Source organism: Psychrobacter submarinus (genome assembly GCF_904846685.1).
GTDB lineage: Bacteria > Pseudomonadota > Gammaproteobacteria > Pseudomonadales > Moraxellaceae > Psychrobacter > Psychrobacter submarinus.
Genome location: NZ_CAJHBQ010000001.1, coordinates 977995 through 996022, shown reverse-complemented (window position 1 = coordinate 996022; position 18028 = coordinate 977995). Strand labels below are relative to the sequence as shown.

Genomic DNA, 18028 nt, shown 5'->3' with positions numbered 1-18028 from the left:
GAGCGTAACTTATATCGTTGTGGTGGATTTGATAAAGCCGCAACCCACCCTTTACGCCACTCTAGCCAAATAGCAAGGTGACTGAACATGACGTTATTGAACAAACCGCTCGCTCATGAAGCCGTAGAAGACTCAAACACGAGCAATAATATCGAATTTCAAACCATCATCAATCGCCGTATGCATCGTCGCCATATCTTAAAAGGCGGTACAGGGCTGGCGGCGGCAGCGTTTTTTGGGGCGCTGCCTTTGGTTGGCTGTAGTGACGACGATGACGACAGCCCATCTCGCCTGCCCAGCGACGATGACCAAGCCGCCATCCCAGCACAAGGAAATCTCAAACGTCCCGACACCCTAAAATTCACTGCAGTGGCGCATTCGACAGCCGATACCATGAGTGTGGCGGAAGGCTATCAGGCAGAGATGATATTGCCACTAGGGACACCGCTGATGTCTGGTATCGCCGACTGGAAGGACAACCGTGAGCAGTCCGCTGAGTCGTTTGAGTGGCGTATGGGCGACAACCATGATGGCATGTGGTTTTTTGGCAAAAAAGGCAATACCTACGATGCCAAAGCCTCTAAAAACGGCCTGCTGGTCATGAACCATGAGTATGTCAATAGCAGCGAGCTTAGCCCATTTGGTTATCATGTCATCTCGGATAACAATGCGGCACCCATTTATCAAAACCGTCGTCTGGCCAGTGATGTGCGCCGCGAGGTCAACTGCCACGGGGTCGCTGTCGTTGAGATGACGCGCCGTGCCGATGGGATGGGTTATGAGATGGTCAAGGATTCAAAATACAATCGCCGTATCACCAGCAGTACGCCCGCCCAGCTGACGGGTCCTGTGGCAGGCTCTGATTTGGTCAAGACAAAGTTTGATCCAACAGGGTTGCAGACGCGCGGCATCAACAACAACTGCGGCGCAGGACTGTCGCCGTGGGGTACCTATCTGACGACAGAAGAAAATTTCTTGGGCGTATTTGCGCGTGGTCAAGACGCCGAGCAGCTAAGCGCAGCTCATAACTACGGGCGTGAGCGCTATGGGGCCAGCGAAAACTTCTCTGGCTGGGAGTATCTGTGGCATACGCCTTATGCCAAAGATGAAATCATAGCTGATGAGTTTGTCCGCTGGGATATGACCGCGACAGGCACTGATGCTACTGAGGATTATCGCAATGGCTTTAATACCTTTGGTTACATCACCGAAATCGATCCTTTTGATCGGCACTCAGCACCGCAAAAACGCACGGCACTCGGTCGTTTTGCACACGAAAACTGCGCGTATGCGCCCGTCGAGTCAGGTAAACCTGTGGTGTTTTATATGGGGGATGATGCGCGCGGCGAGTATATTTATAAGTTTGTCTCAAAGGCGCGATGGTCCAATGCAGATATCGGCGGCGGCCTAAAAGCTGGCGACAAATACCTAAATGAAGGCACGCTGTATGTGGCGGTGTTTCACGAAGATGGTCGCGGCGAGTGGCGGCCACTGGTCCATGGACAAAATGGACTTGATGCGAGCAATGCTGAGCTGCCCTTTGCTGGGCAAGATGAGGTGTTGGTCTTTGCGCGCGCTGCTGCCGATGCCTTGGGTGCGACCAAGATGGATCGACCAGAGTGGGTGTCGGTGAGCCCCATGACAGGCGAGGTGTATGTGACCTTGACCAACAACAAATATCGCGGCGAGCGTGAGGATCAGCCTCTCTCAGCAGCCAACCCGCGCAGCTACGAAGCGCGCGGCAAATCCCGCGGAAATGATAATGGTCATATCATTCGCTGGGCCGAAGCAGGCGGTGACCATGCGGCGACTCGCTTTGAGTGGGATATATACTTGTTTGCCGCGCCCAGTGAGCTTACGGCAGAGAACTTATCGCAATTAAACAAAAACAATGACTTGTCATCGCCTGATGGCCTGTACTTTGATCCGCGCGGGGTATTATGGATTCAGACCGATGATGGTGCGTATACCGACACTACCAGCTGTATGCTGCTTGCGGCATTACCGGGCAAAGTCAGCGATGGTACTACCATCACGACGTCAGCAGGACAGCAAACACGCATTGGCATGCCGGCTAGTAACGACAATATCAAACGTTTTTTTGTCGGTCCTGAGGGCTGTGAAGTGACAGGCATCACTATGACGCCAGATTTTAAAACGTTATTTATCAACATTCAGCATCCTGGCAACACATGGGGCGCGGTGGCTGGAGGTAGTACGCCGCGCTCGGCCACCGTGATGATTACTCGCGAAGATGGCGATGTCATATTGGCAGAATCATTTACTTAGAGCGCTTGGATGACTCGGCTACGGTAGTTAAATGGCTGAAATAGTGAACGGCTGCGATGGTAAAGCGGCGGCACGGTGATTACAAATACGGATAGTGATGTTAGCTAAAACCGCGAGCGTGAACTGAACCCCATAAGTTGTGTTCAACTTATGGGGTTCAGTTCACTGCGGTGAAAACCACTGATAAGGGTTTCTTAAGTAAAACCACCACCCAAGATCGCTATGACATGCAAAGCGATAGTGCCATCAGCAGCAATATCGAAGGTGACAAAGTCATCGTCCAAGCAGGACAAGATATCAACTTTACAGCCGTCAACGCTATCAGTGATCGTGACACCCAGCTGAGCGCTGGTGGTGACGTCAACATTCTAGCCGCTGAGAATACCTCTAGTGAAAACTCGTTTAGTCAAACCAAAAAATCAGGACTGTTTGGCGCTAGTGGCGGCATGGGCTTCACTATCGGCAAGCAGCAAACTGATGATAGTAGTGCTCAAACGGCACTGACGCATACTGCTAGCAACATCGGTGCGATTGACGGTAACGTCATCATCAATGCTGGTGGTACTTACCAATAGACAGGCAGTGGTATTGTCGCGGGTATGGGTGCTGACAGCAATAAAGATATAACAGACCCCGATCGCGGTAACATCGTCATTCGTGCCCAAAACATCGACATTGACAACGTCATGGACGTCTACACCAACCAAAGCGAGCAAAAGTTTAAGCAGACGGGTCTGACTGTTTCTGTTTCTAATAGTTTAGTGGATAATGTCAACGCTATTAGAGATCTAGAAGAGGCTGCTGGTAACACAGGCAGTACACGTATGAAAGGTATAGCAGCGATCAGTGGCCTTTTAAAAGCACAAGCACTTGCAGAGCAAGCACAGGAAACACTTGGTAGTATTCAAAATGGAGTGGGCAATACCCGCATCCAAGCCACCATCGGTAGTCAAAAGAGCCAATCGAACAGCAGCAGCTATACGGAGAAGAGTCAAGGTTCAAGTATTGATACTAACAATCTTGCCTTGATCGCTACAGGGGCAGGGTCAGACAGCAATATCAACATCAATGGCAGTAGTCTAACCGTCAGCAATGATGCCTTATTCCAAGCAGACAATGACTTAAACGTCAATGGTGTCGCGCAAAATAGTAATACCCGTAGCAATAATAAAAGCTCAAGTACCGCCATAGGGGGTTATGCCAGCTTTGGTCAAAACACTAGTGCAGGTATCACTGCCAGTGCCAGTCGTGGCAAAGGCCATGCCAACAGTGACAGCACTACCTATGCCAACAGCCAAATCAACGTTGGCAGCACCACCACATTTGATATCGGTAATGATGTCAACATTAAAGGCGGCATAATCAACACCAATCGCGCCCAAGGACAAATCGGTGGCGACGTCAACATCGAGTCGCTACAAGACACCGCCACCTACGACAGCAAACAAAAGAACATGGGCTTTAGTGCTGATATTGACATCGCAGGTGGTGGCGCAGGCTCTAGTCTATCGGTCAATGGCGGCAAGACTGACCTAAATGCCGACTATCAAGCAGTCGGTGAGCAGTCAGGAATCTTCACAGGCGATGGTGGTATTGATCTTACTGCTGGCGGCAAAACTACACTTATAGGCGGGGCGATTACCACGACTGATGCTGCGCTACAAGCAGGACTCAATAATTATGTCAGCAAAGGTGGCATAGAGACTCAAGACATTAATAACACCACAAGCTATGACGGTAATGCTATTCAAGCAGGACTTAGCCTCGGCGATACAACAGGCAAACCCCAAGCCAATCTAAACGGTCTGGGCTACGGCACAGATAGCGACAGTGACAGCAGTGTCACGCGCGCTGGTATTACAGGTATTGCAGGTAGTCAAGACATCACGACAGACAACCGTGCCGAGTATGCAGGCATCCTTAAGAACAGCTTTAATGCTGGTCGAGTGAATGAGGAGTTAGGTGCGCAGACGCAGATTACGCAGGAGTTTGGGAAAGAAGCGCCGAAGGCGGTGGCTGAGTTCTCACAAAACCGTATTAATGCTATAAAAGCCAATCCTGATTTGAGTATAGATAAAAAGCTTACAGCGATTGCAAAATGGGATGAAGGTGGTATTTACCGAGTCGCGGCTCATACGGCACTTGGCGCATTAGGTACAGGCAGTGTGGAAGGTACGTTGACAGCGGGTGGCGTTGCTGCGGCTGCGCCTACACTAAATGACGTGCAAGCTAAGCTAGCTAAAGCGCTGACTGATAAAGGCATGAATGCAGATATTGCTAATGGCACGGCAAGTGGTGTCATCAGTTTGACACTATTAGGTACAGGTGCTGCTGCTGGATTAGATACATCGAGTACAGTGACTGCGACTAGTATCGATGCGAATAATAGACAGCTGCATCCTGAAAAAGGTGAATATTGGGTTGTCGAACAACTCTACAAGCCAATTTGGTCACCCAAAATGCCGCTTATGAGCAGCTGATTGCCGATGTAGAAAAGGTCGCCACGCGCTCGACCGCCCCGATTTTGCTATTGGGCGCGACAGGGGTAGGCAAGTCGCAGCTGGCACAGCAAATCTATGCGCTCAAAAAAGCCAAAGCCAACAATGCCGCACAAAGCAAATACGCACTGGGAGCATTTGTGGAAGTCAACTGCGCCACCTTGCGCGGTGATACTGCCATGAGCGTGCTGTTCGGTCATGTCAAAGGCGCGTTTACGGGTGCCGCGTCCAGCCGTGAGGGTCTGCTTAAATCGGCGGATGGCGGTTTGCTGTTTTTGGATGAAATCGGTGAGCTGGGACTCGATGAGCAGGCGATGCTCTTGACCGCGCTTGAGGCGCAGCGCTTTTATCCGCTTGGGAGTGATACCCCGATGGATGTGTCGTTTCAGCTGATGGCGGGGACAAACAAGGACTTGCGCCAAGCGGTCGCGGATGGCACATTTCGTGCGGATTTGTTTGCGCGCCTGAACACGTGGACGTTCTTTTTGCCGTCGTTAAAAGACCGTATCGAGGACTTGCCCGCCAATATCGACTATGAGCTGGCGCGTCTTGGCAGTGAGCAGCAGTATCAATACCGCTTTGAGCCTGAGGCGCGGGCGTATTATGAAGCTTTTGCCATGAGTGCGGACGCCACGTGGCAGGGCAACTTTCGTGATTTAAGCGCCAGCATGACGCGCTTAACGACATTGTGCGAGGGCAAAGTGATTCGTATGCCCGATGTTAAGGCAGAAATCACCCGCCTCAAACATCTGTGGGCATTACCCAATAGCGCGCAGCATCAAGCGGATAGGGCGTATGCGCCCAGCCTAACCGAGCAGCAAGCGCACGCGGACACGGTGCTGAGTCGTCATCTATCAAGCGACGACAAAGACGCGCTCGACCCCTTTGACGCGTTGCAGCTCGCGTATGTGATTGAGGTCTGTATCCGTCATAAAAACCAAGCGGCGGCAGGGCGCTATCTGTATGCCAACTCCAGAAATCAGCTAAAAAGTAACAATGACAGCGACCGACTGCGTAAGTATCTGCTAAAGTTTGGGCTGAGGTTTGATGAGCTGAAGTTTGATGGATTGGATAATGGCTTTAATCAGTCAGTAGGTCAATATAGATAATAAGCCTATAAAAGTACATGAAAAACGCTGCTAATTTCATTTCAAAAAACGATGACGTATTTGGTCGTATCGCTATCTAGAATGTCACAGAAAAATATTAAATCAGCCACCCAAACAGGTGGCTTTTTTATGTCTGATAAAACAGTTGGGTGTGAGTCCGCTTATAAAACTAGTGCTTTAGCAGTAGTAGGCTTCTTTGTCTTTTAGCGCGTCTTGCAAATAAGCAACCAATAATTTGAGCTTTTGATCGGGCTGGCGCGCTTTAGGATACACCGCAAACATCCCCATACGCTTGCGGGTAAAATCTTGCAAAATTTGGGTTAAAGTCTGGCGCTGAAAGGCTTTATACACTAGTGCTTGCGGCAAAAAAGCAATGCCCAAATCACTCAGCGCAGCATGTTTGATCGCGCTTAAATGATTGCTATGGAAGCGGCCACTGACGGGCAGCAGCAGCTCCGCGCCGTCTTCAAATAATGGCCACAAGTCGCTACTGGTGTTATCAAATTTATAGATGAGGCAATCATGATTTTGCAGTTGGGCGGGGGTTTGCGGCGTACCATATTTGTTGAGGTAATTTTGGGTGGCGCAAATCACCCATTGACTGTCTATCAGGCGTTTGACAATCAAGGAGGAGTCTTCAAGCTCCGCCGTTCGGATGGCCAAATCAAAGCCATCTTCGACCAAATCAATCAAACGGTTGGTGATGTATAGCTCTACGGTTATCTCAGGATATTTTTTACAAAATTCAGCGATAGCCGTGCTGAGTAGTAAGTCAGAAGAGACCACAGGGGCGGTGACGCGGATATAGCCTTTCATGTTTTCGCCATAGCCGATGACAGCATTTTCCGCTTCTTGAATGGCAAGCTGAGCCAATTTGGCTTTGTGATACAGCGTTCGGCCGGCATCGGTCAAGCTGAGTTTTCGGGTGGTTCGGTAGAGCAATTGTGCATTTAAGTTGGCTTCTAGGCGCGCGATACGTTTGCTCACTACAGAATTGGTCAGCGCCAGTTTGTCAGCAACTTTGGAAAAAGAGCCTTCATCGACCACCAAAACAAACAAAACCATGTCATCAGCTTTAATCATACCGATTCTCTAATCAGGGTAATGTATTTCGTATTATAGCAAAAAAGGAAAATAACCTTGTCTGATCATGCTGTTTATCTTTGCCCTTGTAAAGCGTAGAGTGTGTGAATTCTACCCTAAGCACAATGAGGCTGTTAATCTGAGCGATTGAGTGGCTGTATGTAAGGACTGTGTTTAAGGGCGGCGTTTAAGAGTGGTGTTTAAGGATGCACAGACGATAACAGGGAGAGGGAATTTTGAATCAGACTGTCTATGGGCTACTTGCCCTATTGCCAATCATACTCAGTGGCGTATTTCTTATTGGTCTACAATGGTCGGCCAAAAAAACCATGCCGATCATTTTGGCGGTGACCGCCGTGCTCGCACTTTTTATTTGGGACATGACGTTTAACCGCGTGTCGTCCTCTATTCTTCAAGGGACCGTGATTACGATATCGGTATTATGGATCGTTTTTGGTGCCCTGTTCTTATTAAATACTCTAAAACACACGGGCGCTATTGCAGTGATTCGCGCAGGTTTTATCAACGTATCGCCTGACCGCCGAGTGCAAGCCATCATCATTGCATGGTGCTTTGGGACGTTTTTGGAAGGTGCGGCAGGCTTTGGCACACCAGCTGCGATTGCGGCACCGCTGCTGGTTGCGATCGGCTTCCCAGCTTTGGGTGCGGTGCTCATGGGTATGATGATCCAAAGCACGCCCGTATCGTTCGGGGCGGTCGGTACGCCGATTGTCATTGGAGTCAATAAGGGTCTAGATACCGTGGCCATCAGTGCGCTGCTGGCGCAAGAAGGGATGCAATGGGAAGAATTTTTACAACTGATTACCACCCAAGTGGCGATCATTCACGGGGTGATTGGGACGTTTATGCCGCTGCTGATGGTGATGATGCTCACCCGCTTTTTTGGTAAAAATAAAAGCTGGAAAGAAGGCTTAGCCATTTGGCCCTTTGCTATCTTTGCAGGGTTGGCCTTCACCGTACCTTACGCCTTAACGGGTATTTTCTTGGGTCCTGAATTCCCATCGTTGATTGGTGGACTGATCAGTGTGGCGATTGTCATTCAGGCGGCTAAAAAAGGATTTTTGGTACCAAAGACCACGTGGGACTTTGAAGCCAAAAGCAGCTGGCCAAGCGATTGGATGGGGAAACTGGTGGTCAGCAAAGAAGATGTGGCCACCCCAGCAGGCAAGACCATGTCTACGCTGATGGCATGGTTTCCTTACTTGCTAGTGGCGCTGCTACTGGTGTGTTCGAGAATGTTTGCTGGCTTTAAGGACTTGCTCAGCAGCGCTACGCTAGATTTTAATACGATTTTGGGCGAGGCCGATATCAGTGCAGGTTTTAGTCCTTTATACTTGCCCGGCGGCCTGTTGTTAATCAGCGCCTTAATCGCAGCTTTTGTGCAAACTAAAAATCCAACGCGTGCGCTGGGTGATGCTTTGAGCGAATCAAGCAAAACCGTCTTAAGCGCTGGGTTTGTGCTTATCTTTACCATCCCTATGGTTCGGATTTTTATCAACTCTGGGGTCAATCTATCCGATGTCGCGAGTATGCCAGTTGCCAGTGCTGAGTTGTTTGCAGGGACGTTTGGCAGTGCTTTTCCACTCATCAGCTCAACCATCGGTGCTCTAGGAGCGTTTATCGCAGGCTCGAATACCGTGTCAAACATGATGTTCAGTCAGTTCCAGTATGAAGCGGCCATGAGCTTGCACATCTCGCCCTCACTCATCATCGCCGCACAAGCGGTTGGCGCAGCGGCGGGCAACATGATTGCCATTCACAATGTGGTGGCGGCATCAGCAACCGTTGGGCTGCTTGGGATGGAGGGCGCGACGCTAAGACGCACCATTTTACCAACCATCTATTATGTGTTGTTCAGTGGCATCATCGTTATGGCAGCCATTTATCTCTTTGGCTTTCAAGGACCGCTAACCTTATGAATGCACAGCAAAAAAAAGAGCAAGTAATGAACCGTTATCGATCGACCGTTTTCTATACAAGCCAGCTACCATCAGATCAGGTGTTGGCCAAATTGACCAAAATACTGGGCGCTGCCAATATACAGGCAGATCCAACAAAAAACGAACACTACCGCATGGGCTGGCGTTCAGGCGGCGGTAGCGCGCTGGCAGTGTTGTTTCCGCAAACGCTGCTTGAGATTTGGCAATGTCTGGAAATCTGTGTTGAGGGCAACTGTATCATCATCATGCAGGCGGCCAAAACGGGTCTGACAGAAGGCTCAACGCCCAGCGGTGATGACTACGACAGACCCGTGGTGGTGATCAATACGCTGGCGATAAATAAGCTGTATTTGATCAATGATAATGAGCAAATTATCAGCCTACCGGGTACGACTTTGCATCAATTGCAGAACGAGTTAAAAGCGGTCAATCGAGCGCCGCACTCGGTGATTGGCTCATCGACTTTGGGGGCGTCAATCGTCGGCGGTGTTTCCAATAATTCAGGCGGCGCGCTGGTCAAACGAGGCCCTGCTTATACAGAGCTGTCGCTGTTTGCTCAGATTAATGAACACGGTCAGCTGGTACTGGTGAATCATTTAGAGGTCGATTTGGGCGATACGCCCGAAGAAATCCTCACCAATTTACAAAACGGCTATTTTGACAAGTCACAGTTATCCCAAAGCAACAAACTGGCCTCAGACAAAGAGTATGTCGCCCGAATACAGGATGTCAATGCCGACACGCCGAGCCGCTTTAATGCGGATAAGCGCAGGCTGTATGAAGCCAGTGGCTGTGCAGGCAAGTTGGCCGTTTTTGCCGTTCGCCTGGATACGTATCCCACCGCAACCAAAGAGCAAACCTTTTATGTCGGTAGCAATAGTGTGTATGAGCTGGCACTACTGAGACGACAAATATTATTAAGCTTTAAAAACGTCCCTGAAGTGGGCGAATATATGCACCGCGATATATTTGATGTGTCTGCCAAGTACGGCAAAGACACCTTTTTGAGCATCAAGCATCTGGGTACCAATGCTTTGCCTAAGCTGTTTTCTATCAAAGGCAGTATTGATGCCAAACTGAGTAAATGGTCATGGGTGCCCAATCATTTGACCGATAAAGTTATGCAAATGATCGCCCAAGTATTGCCGCAGCATTTGCCCAAGCGCATGCTTGAGTACCGCAACCAGTATGAGCATCACCTGATTATCAAAATGAGCGATGAGGGCATCTATGAGGCACAGTCTTTTTTAGAGTCGTTTTTTGCAGACTCAGAAACGGGCAGTTATTTTACCTGCACGCAAGCTGAGTCAGACAGCGCCTTTTTGCATCGCTTTGCTGCCGCAGGGGCCGCCATACGTTATGAAGTCATGCATGAAGAGACCGCCGGAGAGATACTGGCGCTCGATATTGCTATCCCGCGTAACACGCTTGATTGGCTGGAAAATTTGCCTGAGAGCATCACTCAGCACTTAGAAAAAAAGCTGTATTACGGTCACTTTTTTTGTTATGTGTTTCATCAAGATTATATTTTAAAAAAGGGCAGTGATGCCAAGCAGATCAAAAAGATGATGCTTGAGCTATTAAACAAGCGCGGTGCCAAATACCCTGCTGAGCATAATGTCGGCCACTTATATGAAGCCGAACCTGATTTGCAGCAATTTTATGAGCGCCTAGATCCTACCAATACTTTTAACCCTGGTATCGGTCAAATGCCAAAAACCAAACGCAACTGCGCGTGCTGTTTATAGCCATTTATGATGGTGATGAAGCTTGAAGTGACAGTCGCTTACTTTTACGCATCACCACCGCCAATCCGCTCCGCCAACGCCTGCAATTTTGGCACTATGATTGCCGCATAGTCGTCCACTGCCCAATTAGCGCTTGGTACACTGGCATTGAGCGAATAGGCGTATTGCCCCGTGGCGATATCATAGACGCCCACCGCGACTGCCAATATATCAGTAGAAAACTCCCCATCAGAGACGGTATAGCCGTATTGCTCATAGTGCTCTGCCGCGCAGGTTAGGGCGCTTTTTGCATGAGTAAACGCTTCATTAGACAAACTTTCTTTTAAATTGTTAATAATGACCGCCTGCCTTGCCCGTGAGCTTGCTGCATAAAACGCTCGCCTAATCGCCGTGCGTGCCACGGGTACCGCTGAGCCGACTTGCAGGTTGACCGATAGGCGAGCGGGGCTACGGCAGCAAGCATGATAGCGCATCTCTCCTTCCACCTCGGTTGCTAGATTCACCGATACCTCATTTTCGCTAGCAAACTGTCTCAGTAATGGCTCAGCGTACGCTACCATGTCATGGCGACTCCATGCCGTGGCACTCAAGCGCACCGCATTACTGCCCAATTGATACTGTCCGTATTCATTAGTACGCAAAAACTCGAGCGTAACCTATACCATGTCAAGGTAGGTCGACCAAAGTGCATATCCTGACAATATCTTACACGCGTTGATATTGTTGGCCTGTAAATATTACTCAATTGAATAACACAATGTAAATTATAATGCAATAAAATTTAACTCGTATTTGGGCACTGTATTTTTATAGTGTTTTTACCTCTACTCAAGCCCTTCTCAGAACAAAAAAACTATGTTTGTTCGTTGAGAATCTATTCTTATTACGTCTGCTATTGTCGTTTTTGAATTTCTACGTATTGTTTCTACTGCTTATTCTCTGCATAATATAAGGAGATTACTGTTCTAATCTCTGCATATCTCTGGGGAACGTATGAAGCATACTACTTATATTCATGAACATCCAAACTGGACTGAATGGCAATGGTCGGACAAGAAGCTATTGCCACTCGTCAGTCGTGTGCGGATATTACAAGGCCATTTACTAGGAAAGCTGCTAACACTAGGGTTCGATCTGAATGTTGAGGCACAATTAGATGCGGTGACCTTAGAGATTATCAAAACTTCTGAGATAGAAGGTGAGACGCTAAATGATGAGCAGGTTCGTTCTTCAGTTGCACGGCATTTAGGGTTAAATAATGCCAGTATGCCAACGACTACTCGTGAGATCGATGCAGTGGTAGAGATGATGCTAAGTGCTACCTATCGTTATCAACAGCCGCTATTGTTCGATGATTTACTCGGATGGCATCGAGCATTATTTCCAGATGGATATAGTGGGCTTTATCGTATTCAAGCAGGCAGTATCCGTGATGATAGTAAAGGACCAATGCAAGTAGTGTCTGGTGGGTATGGTCGTGAGCAGGTTCATTTTGTTGCACCCAGTGCAGATAGGTTGCCAGATGAGCTAGACAAATTTTTATTATGGTTTAACACTTCGCCAAATAAGCAAGAAGATATAGATTTGGTCATAAAAGCAGGTATTGCTCATTTATGGTTTGTGACTTTGCATCCATTCGATGATGGAAATGGACGACTAACACGAGCACTCACAGAACGAATGCTGGCAAAAAGCGATAACAGTGCCCAACGCTTTTATAGTATGTCAGCGCAAATCCTTAAACAGCGTAATGACTACTACAAAATACTAGAGCGTACGCAAAAAGGTGATAAAGATATCACGGATTGGTTGATGTGGTTTTTACAAACGCTAGAGCAATCCCTCATTGTAGCTCAAGAAACTACAGATAAAATTATCAGTAAGGCGGGCTTTTGGCAGACGCATCGACAGCATGCTTTGAATGACAGGCAGGTGAAAATGTTAAATACTTTGCTGACTGATTTTTATGGCAAACTCACCACTAAAAAATGGGCGACCATGACTAAGTGTTCTATAGACACGGCACTAAGAGATATTAATGATTTAATAGAGAAGGATATGATGCAAAAATCCGTAGCATCAGGGCGCAGTACGAGTTATGAGTTGGTTTTATGATAAAAACTATATTGTTCAAGTCTGCTATGGCAGCAATAAAGTATACAAATAAGCGGTAATAGAGACAACCCATTCAGTGACATAATATGAGTGGTTCCATTATGAAGGTCTAAAATATTCGATACGATAAGGAAGTCTTAACTTTATAAGAGGGTTGCATTTAGAAGGTCTTCTTTGTATGTACAAGGGATCAACATAGAGTCCAAGCTGATTGTTCAAGATGATAAAAGCGCTTAGACTTTGCTATACATCTACTGTGCAGTTATTGATTGTATAAAATAAAGCAAGATGTCTTATTCCTGTGTGATAAATGTGCATTGTCATTTTAGTGTTGATTTATGAATAATCACAAATAGCTGTTCTAATCTTATTTAATATCGATAACTTACTAGCAGACATCAATCTCATTAATTTATTAGGGGATGACAAAAGGTTTGATGAAGAATAAAACGGCCTTCGACTCTTAAAATCAAAGGCTGCTTTAATAGTCTAGAAGGTAGTATGTGCTAGACACACAAATACCTAGTTATATTTTACGATGACATCGCTACCCTCAAGCTCTACTTTATACGTGTCGAGTCTAATGCTTTTGTCATCTAAACATTGACCTGTGGCAAGATTAAAGCGTTGCTTATAAATAGGTGAGGCGACATATAGCACATTTTCATCAGAGCCATCCTCGTTGGTAATAGTGGTGCCGCCAATCAGACCTCTAGACAAGACGTTGGCTTGGCTGAACGGATCATAATTATCAAGCGCAAATAACTGTGTTTGCTTGGTGCAAAAAATAGCCACTTGTTTGCCGTTCACGAGCGCACAGACACCTGTCTCGGGAATAATATCATTGATTTTGCATACAGTGAGCTGAGTCATCAGAAGATCCTTAATAGTAAAATATAAATGAGACCAACAACAAAAAATGCTTTTTAGAGACCATCCCGAATTCTGTGTAACTGCCGTTTAGATTAAATGCTTGCTGATACGGTCATCAAACATAATCATAAAGCGATTTAAAGCAGACGTCCAGTTACGGATGGGCATCGACCACTTTTTAGAGGCCTGCTGGGTTGCCAGATATACTACCTTGAATGCTGCCTGATCAGAGGGAAACACCTTACGTTTATTCACCGCTGTCCGAATCACGCTGTTTAAAGACTCAATAGCATTGGTGGTATAGATGGCTTTTCTGATGTCTACTCGGATACTCAAAGAACACCGTTAAGCCCTCCCAGTTATTACTGCCAAGACTTGATGACATAGTGGGTACTTATCGCCCCACACCTCATCAAAGTGTTCAAGATTGGCCTCTGCTATCTCAAGCGTATCAGCGCCGTAGATGGCTTTTTAAATCAGCCGCTATTGCCTTTTATCCGTCCACGGCACAAACTTCATTGGAATAGCGCACCATGTGTACGATACACAGCTGAACCTGTGCTCGCTTTGGATAGACGGTATTGATGATGGCATCAGGAAGCCCTTTTAGACCGTCAACACAAGCGATTAAGATGTCCCGTTGTACGCCACGGTTTTGAAGCTCTCGGTAAGAACACCTAGCCAGAACTTAGCGCCTTCGATTCTCTGAGAGCCACATACCAAGTAAGCAGCTCTTTTTTACCACTAAGATTGACGCCTAGAGCTAGGTAAATGGCTTTGTTGATGATCTGCTTGTCTTGACGTACTTTGACGACAATGCAGTCCAAATAGAACGATAGGATAAACACTACTCAGCGGTCTCCGCAAGTTCTGCCAAGCGGTGATGTCGTCTAAGATGATTATCGGTGACTCTTGAAACTAAGCTACTGGGAGATATCGACATCGTAGAGCCTCTTTGATGCTCTCTACAATCTCGGTAGTGGTTTGGCCCTTGGCGTAAAGGAATATGATTTTATCATCAAGACCTGAGATACGGGTAGTTGATGCTTACTAACAAGCTTACAGGCTCAGCGCTGCTATCACGGTCTCTTTTGGGAGTAGAGATCTCAAGATCGCCTGTGTCGCTACGGACGGTTTTTTTTTTAGTGTGTCTCATTTCAGCGCGCTTCTATCGCGTAGGCTTGGTTCTGCTTTTTCATGCTTGGGGTAGCCGAGATGCTCTTCCATTTCTGCTTCTAAGGCAGTATCGATAAAGGATTGCATGAGCTGCTTTTGAAAGTCTTTGATGTCATCGAAGCTTTTCATGCTGCTGGCCATTTGCTCAGCCAGTTTCTTGATGTCAGATTGGTTAGTCATTGCTTATTCTCCTGTTAGTGGATTATAAGCAGTTACACAAAGTTTGGGAAACTCTCGCTTTTTAGCGTCTAGGGCGTGTTGAACATTCGACCATGGCTGCTAGGCTAGCGTTTGACTATTTTTTAGGGCGATTCGATGTTAAAAATAATAAGTTTAGTCATTCTAAGCGCTTATTTTTAACGATGAAGCGGCAAAAAAGAGTCCTGTCCCCTGCTTTTATCGTTGGGTCTGATGCTAAAATTGCCCCATACTGCGTTACAAATCTCGCTAAGGCATCTGCATTATCGTCGCTTTGTGCCTTGTCTGGAACAATTTTAGCAATCAGCAGTGCCTATTTGCGAATGTTCAACACGCCCTAATATTAATAGACGCTGACACGTTAAGATTACGCCAATTCGGTCACTTTGATTTGCGTCTTTTCGATATCGGTTGCAGGGCGAATCTGCTCTCGCTCAGTGACGAATACCACATTGTCATCGCCTTGCTCACTATTAACAAAATGACGGAAACGTTTGAGTTTTTCGCTATCAGTAATGGTGGCTTTCCATTCACAAACATAGTTGTCGATGAGTAATTGCATCTGTGACTCTAGCTCCTCAGCGATACCTAAACTGTCTTCAATAATGACTGCCTGTAGATACTCAAGTCCACCTTCAAGGCTCTCGCGCCATTTGGATGTACGCTGAAGCTTATCTGCGGTCTTGATATAAAACATGATAATACGGTCGATATATTTGACAACTGTATCCGTATCAAGATCCGTTGCGAATAGCTCGCCATGACGTGGGGTCATGCCACCATTACCACAGACAAAGAGATTCCAGCCGTTTTCAGTGGCAATAATCCCAAAATCTTTGCTTTGCGCTTCAGCGCACTCACGGGTACATCCAGATACGCCCATTTTTATTTTGTGTGGTGAGCGTACGCCTTTGTAGCGGTCTTCTAGTCTAAGTGCTAAACCCACACTGTCATCGACACCGTAGCGACACCAGTTGTTGCCCACACAAGATTTCACTGTACGCAGAGATTTACCATAAGCATGGCCCGTCTCAAATCCAGCATCGACCAGTTGGGTCCAGATATCGGGCAGTTGGTCTAAGCGTGCGCCAAATAAGTCGACGCGCTGACCGCCAGTGATTTTGGTATATAGATTGAACTCTTTGGCGACTTGTCCGAGGATGATGAGTTTATCTGCAGTGATTTCACCGCCAGGTACGCGTGGCACGACCGAATAAGTGCCATCTTTTTGAATATTGCCTAGATAGTAATCGTTGCTGTCTTGCAGTGGCGTGAGTTCGGGCTTGAGTACATAATCATTCCAACAAGACGCCAAAATAGAGGCGACGGTTGGTTTGCAAATCTCGCAGCCATGACCACTACCGTGCTCATCTAATAGCGCATCAAATGTCTTAATGCCTTGTACTCGAATCAAGCTATACAACTCCTGACGTGAGTAAGCAAAATGCTCACACAGATCATTATTAACTTCAAAACCAAGCGCGGTTAGTTGATAGCCTAATGTGTCTTTTACCATGGGCGCACAGCCGCCACAGCCTGTACCGGCACTGGTACATGATTTTACCTCTGCCATGGTATAGGCACCGTCTTCAACGGCGGTACAAATAGCACCTTTGGTAACGTTGTAACAAGAGCAAATCGTAGCGCTATCGGGCAGGTTCTCGATACCCATGGTGGGTTTTTCTACGTTGGGTAGGATCAGGCTTTCAGGATGGGTAGGCAGGTCAATATCGTTTAGAAATAGCTGCAAGAGATTGTTGTAATCCTCAGTGTCACCTACCAATACAGCGCCCAGTAGCCGCTTATTATCCGCTGTGGTTACCAGTTTTTTATAGATACCCTCAGCAGGGTTTTGGTATAAATAGCTCAAACTGTTTTCTGTTGCACCGTGCGCATCGCCGATACTGCCCACATCTACACCCATCAATTTGAGCTTGGTGCTCATGTCAGCGCCTGTAAAGGTCTGAGCGTGATCGCCTGCAATTTGAGCGGCGCAAATACTGGCCATGCTATAACCTGGCGCGACCAAGCCAAAAACGGTGTTGTCCCATACGGCGCACTCTCCAATGGCATATACATTCGGGGCATTGGTACGGCAGGCTTCATCAATCAGAATACCGCCACGGGTGCCGATTTCAATACCGCATTCAGGGTTGCTTTTGATAATGCCATCTTGCGGACGAATACCCGCACTAAAGACGATCATGTCGGTATCTAATGAGGTATCATCAGCGAACTGCATGGTTAAATGACACGATGCTTCATCCGATAGGGTGTTGTCGATAATGGCCTTAGTATTTTTACCTGTTAATACCTTGACCCCAAGGGCTTCAATTTTACGCTTTAAAATATCACCGCCAGCAGCATCGAGCTGTACGCCCATCAGCTGAGGCGCAAACTCGACTACGTAAGTCTCTAATCCTAGTGTGACTAGGGCTTTGGCTGCCTCAAGGCCAAGCAGGCCACCCCCGACCACGACACCTTTTTTGACTTTTGGCTGCTCAGCAGTACTGAGAATATCATCCAAATCTTTAATCGTACGATAGACATGACAGTGCGGATGCTCGCGCCCTGGAATTGGCGGCACAAACGGATAGGAGCCTGTTGCTAATACCAATTCAGCATAGTCTATCTGGGTACCGTCTTCCGTGCTGATACATTGATTGGCGGCATCGATGTTTGTGATTCGCTGATTGAGATGCAACTGAATCTGCGCATCCTCATACCTGCTCAAGTCCACTAAGTTTAGTTTACTCACATCTTTATGTTCAAAATAGCTCGATAGATACACCCGGTCATAAGCTGGGCGATCCTCTTCAGCAAATACGTGAATCTCAAACTGATCGTGTAAGCCTTGCTCTATGGCTCGCTCGATAAAGTGATGTCCCACCATACCGTTACCAATCACCACTAATTTAGCTTTATTCATCGTACTTACTATAGTGTTACTCATATGCCTATCCTCAGTAATGTGTTTG

10 protein-coding genes and 2 pseudogenes are annotated in these 18028 nt (G+C 47.2%); 7 read left to right on the top strand and 5 right to left on the bottom strand.

What is annotated here, in order from left to right:
- Positions 1-87 precede the first annotated feature (87 nt).
- The 4 genes and pseudogenes from JMY03_RS04475 to JMY03_RS04460 all read left to right on the top strand — a co-directional run.
- A complete protein-coding gene (locus JMY03_RS04475) occupies positions 88-2289 on the top strand; it encodes a PhoX family protein (protein WP_201601427.1) in 2202 nt (733 codons plus the stop codon).
- 137 nt (positions 2290-2426) lie between these two features.
- A complete protein-coding gene (locus tag JMY03_RS04470; RefSeq protein ID WP_201601425.1) occupies positions 2427-2864 on the top strand; it encodes a hemagglutinin repeat-containing protein in 438 nt (145 codons plus the stop codon).
- A gap of 24 nt (positions 2865-2888) precedes the next feature.
- The gene (locus tag JMY03_RS04465; RefSeq protein WP_201601423.1) at positions 2889-4769 is read left to right on the top strand and encodes a hemagglutinin repeat-containing protein; all 1881 of its coding nucleotides are present in this window, start codon (positions 2889-2891) and stop codon (positions 4767-4769) included.
- Positions 4724-5689, top strand: a pseudogene (locus tag JMY03_RS04460) (sigma 54-interacting transcriptional regulator); the annotation flags it as partial. The gene JMY03_RS04465 and the pseudogene JMY03_RS04460, both read left to right, overlap by 46 nt.
- A gap of 384 nt (positions 5690-6073) precedes the next feature.
- On the opposite strand, the gene JMY03_RS04455 reads toward JMY03_RS04460, so the two are convergent.
- On the bottom strand, positions 6074-6979 hold the full coding sequence (locus JMY03_RS04455) for a LysR family transcriptional regulator (protein WP_201601418.1): 906 nt from the start codon (positions 6977-6979) through the stop codon (positions 6074-6076).
- Between the two features lie 236 nt (positions 6980-7215).
- On the opposite strand from JMY03_RS04455, the gene JMY03_RS04450 reads away from it, so the two are divergent.
- Both JMY03_RS04450 and dld read left to right on the top strand, forming a co-directional pair.
- The gene (locus JMY03_RS04450; protein ID WP_201601415.1) at positions 7216-8919 is read left to right on the top strand and encodes an L-lactate permease; all 1704 of its coding nucleotides are present in this window, start codon (positions 7216-7218) and stop codon (positions 8917-8919) included.
- A 26-nt stretch (positions 8920-8945) separates the two neighbouring features.
- Positions 8946-10688, top strand: a complete 1743-nt coding sequence (dld, locus tag JMY03_RS04445) for a D-lactate dehydrogenase (protein ID WP_201602149.1) — start codon at positions 8946-8948, stop codon at positions 10686-10688.
- 44 nt (positions 10689-10732) lie between these two features.
- Here the strand turns inward: dld and JMY03_RS04440 are convergent, their stop codons facing one another.
- Positions 10733-11329 carry an IclR family transcriptional regulator domain-containing protein gene (locus JMY03_RS04440; RefSeq protein WP_201601412.1) on the bottom strand — a complete coding sequence of 199 codons (597 nt, stop codon included), beginning with the start codon at positions 11327-11329 and terminating at the stop codon, positions 10733-10735.
- Between the two features lie 352 nt (positions 11330-11681).
- Here JMY03_RS04440 and JMY03_RS04435 point away from each other — a divergent pair, with 352 nt between their 5' ends.
- Positions 11682-12803 (top strand): Fic family protein, encoded by a 1122-nt coding sequence (locus JMY03_RS04435; RefSeq protein ID WP_201601408.1) that lies wholly within the window; start codon positions 11682-11684, stop codon positions 12801-12803.
- 522 nt (positions 12804-13325) lie between these two features.
- On the opposite strand, the gene nirD is transcribed toward JMY03_RS04435, so the two are convergent.
- The 3 genes and pseudogenes from nirD to nirB all read right to left on the bottom strand — a co-directional run bounded on the left by nirD (position 13326) and on the right by nirB (position 18003).
- Positions 13326-13676, bottom strand: coding sequence for a nitrite reductase small subunit NirD (gene nirD / locus JMY03_RS04430; protein ID WP_201559461.1), 351 nt, complete (start codon positions 13674-13676; stop codon positions 13326-13328).
- Positions 13677-13763: 87 nt separating this feature from the next.
- Positions 13764-15032: pseudogene (locus tag JMY03_RS13085) on the bottom strand (IS256 family transposase).
- Between the two features lie 385 nt (positions 15033-15417).
- On the bottom strand, positions 15418-18003 hold the full coding sequence (gene nirB, locus JMY03_RS04405; RefSeq protein ID WP_307833134.1) for a nitrite reductase large subunit NirB: 2586 nt from the start codon (positions 18001-18003) through the stop codon (positions 15418-15420).
- Between the last annotated feature and the right edge of the window lie 25 nt (positions 18004-18028).

What these genes read in the sequence shown, in the direction of transcription:
- JMY03_RS04475 (WP_201601427.1), top strand. Translation starts at nt 88, where the DNA reads ATGACGTTATTGAACAAACCGCTCGCTCATGAAGCCGTAGAAGACTCA.
- JMY03_RS04435 (WP_201601408.1), top strand. Translation starts at nt 11,682, where the DNA reads ATGAAGCATACTACTTATATTCATGAACATCCAAACTGGACTGAATGG.
- dld (WP_201602149.1), top strand. Translation starts at nt 8,946, where the DNA reads ATGAACCGTTATCGATCGACCGTTTTCTATACAAGCCAGCTACCATCA.
- nirB (WP_307833134.1), bottom strand. Translation starts at nt 18,003, where the DNA reads ATGAGTAACACTATAGTAAGTACGATGAATAAAGCTAAATTAGTGGTG.
- nirD (WP_201559461.1), bottom strand. Translation starts at nt 13,676, where the DNA reads ATGACTCAGCTCACTGTATGCAAAATCAATGATATTATTCCCGAGACA.
- JMY03_RS04465 (WP_201601423.1), top strand. Translation starts at nt 2,889, where the DNA reads ATGGGTGCTGACAGCAATAAAGATATAACAGACCCCGATCGCGGTAAC.
- JMY03_RS04455 (WP_201601418.1), bottom strand. Translation starts at nt 6,979, where the DNA reads ATGATTAAAGCTGATGACATGGTTTTGTTTGTTTTGGTGGTCGATGAA.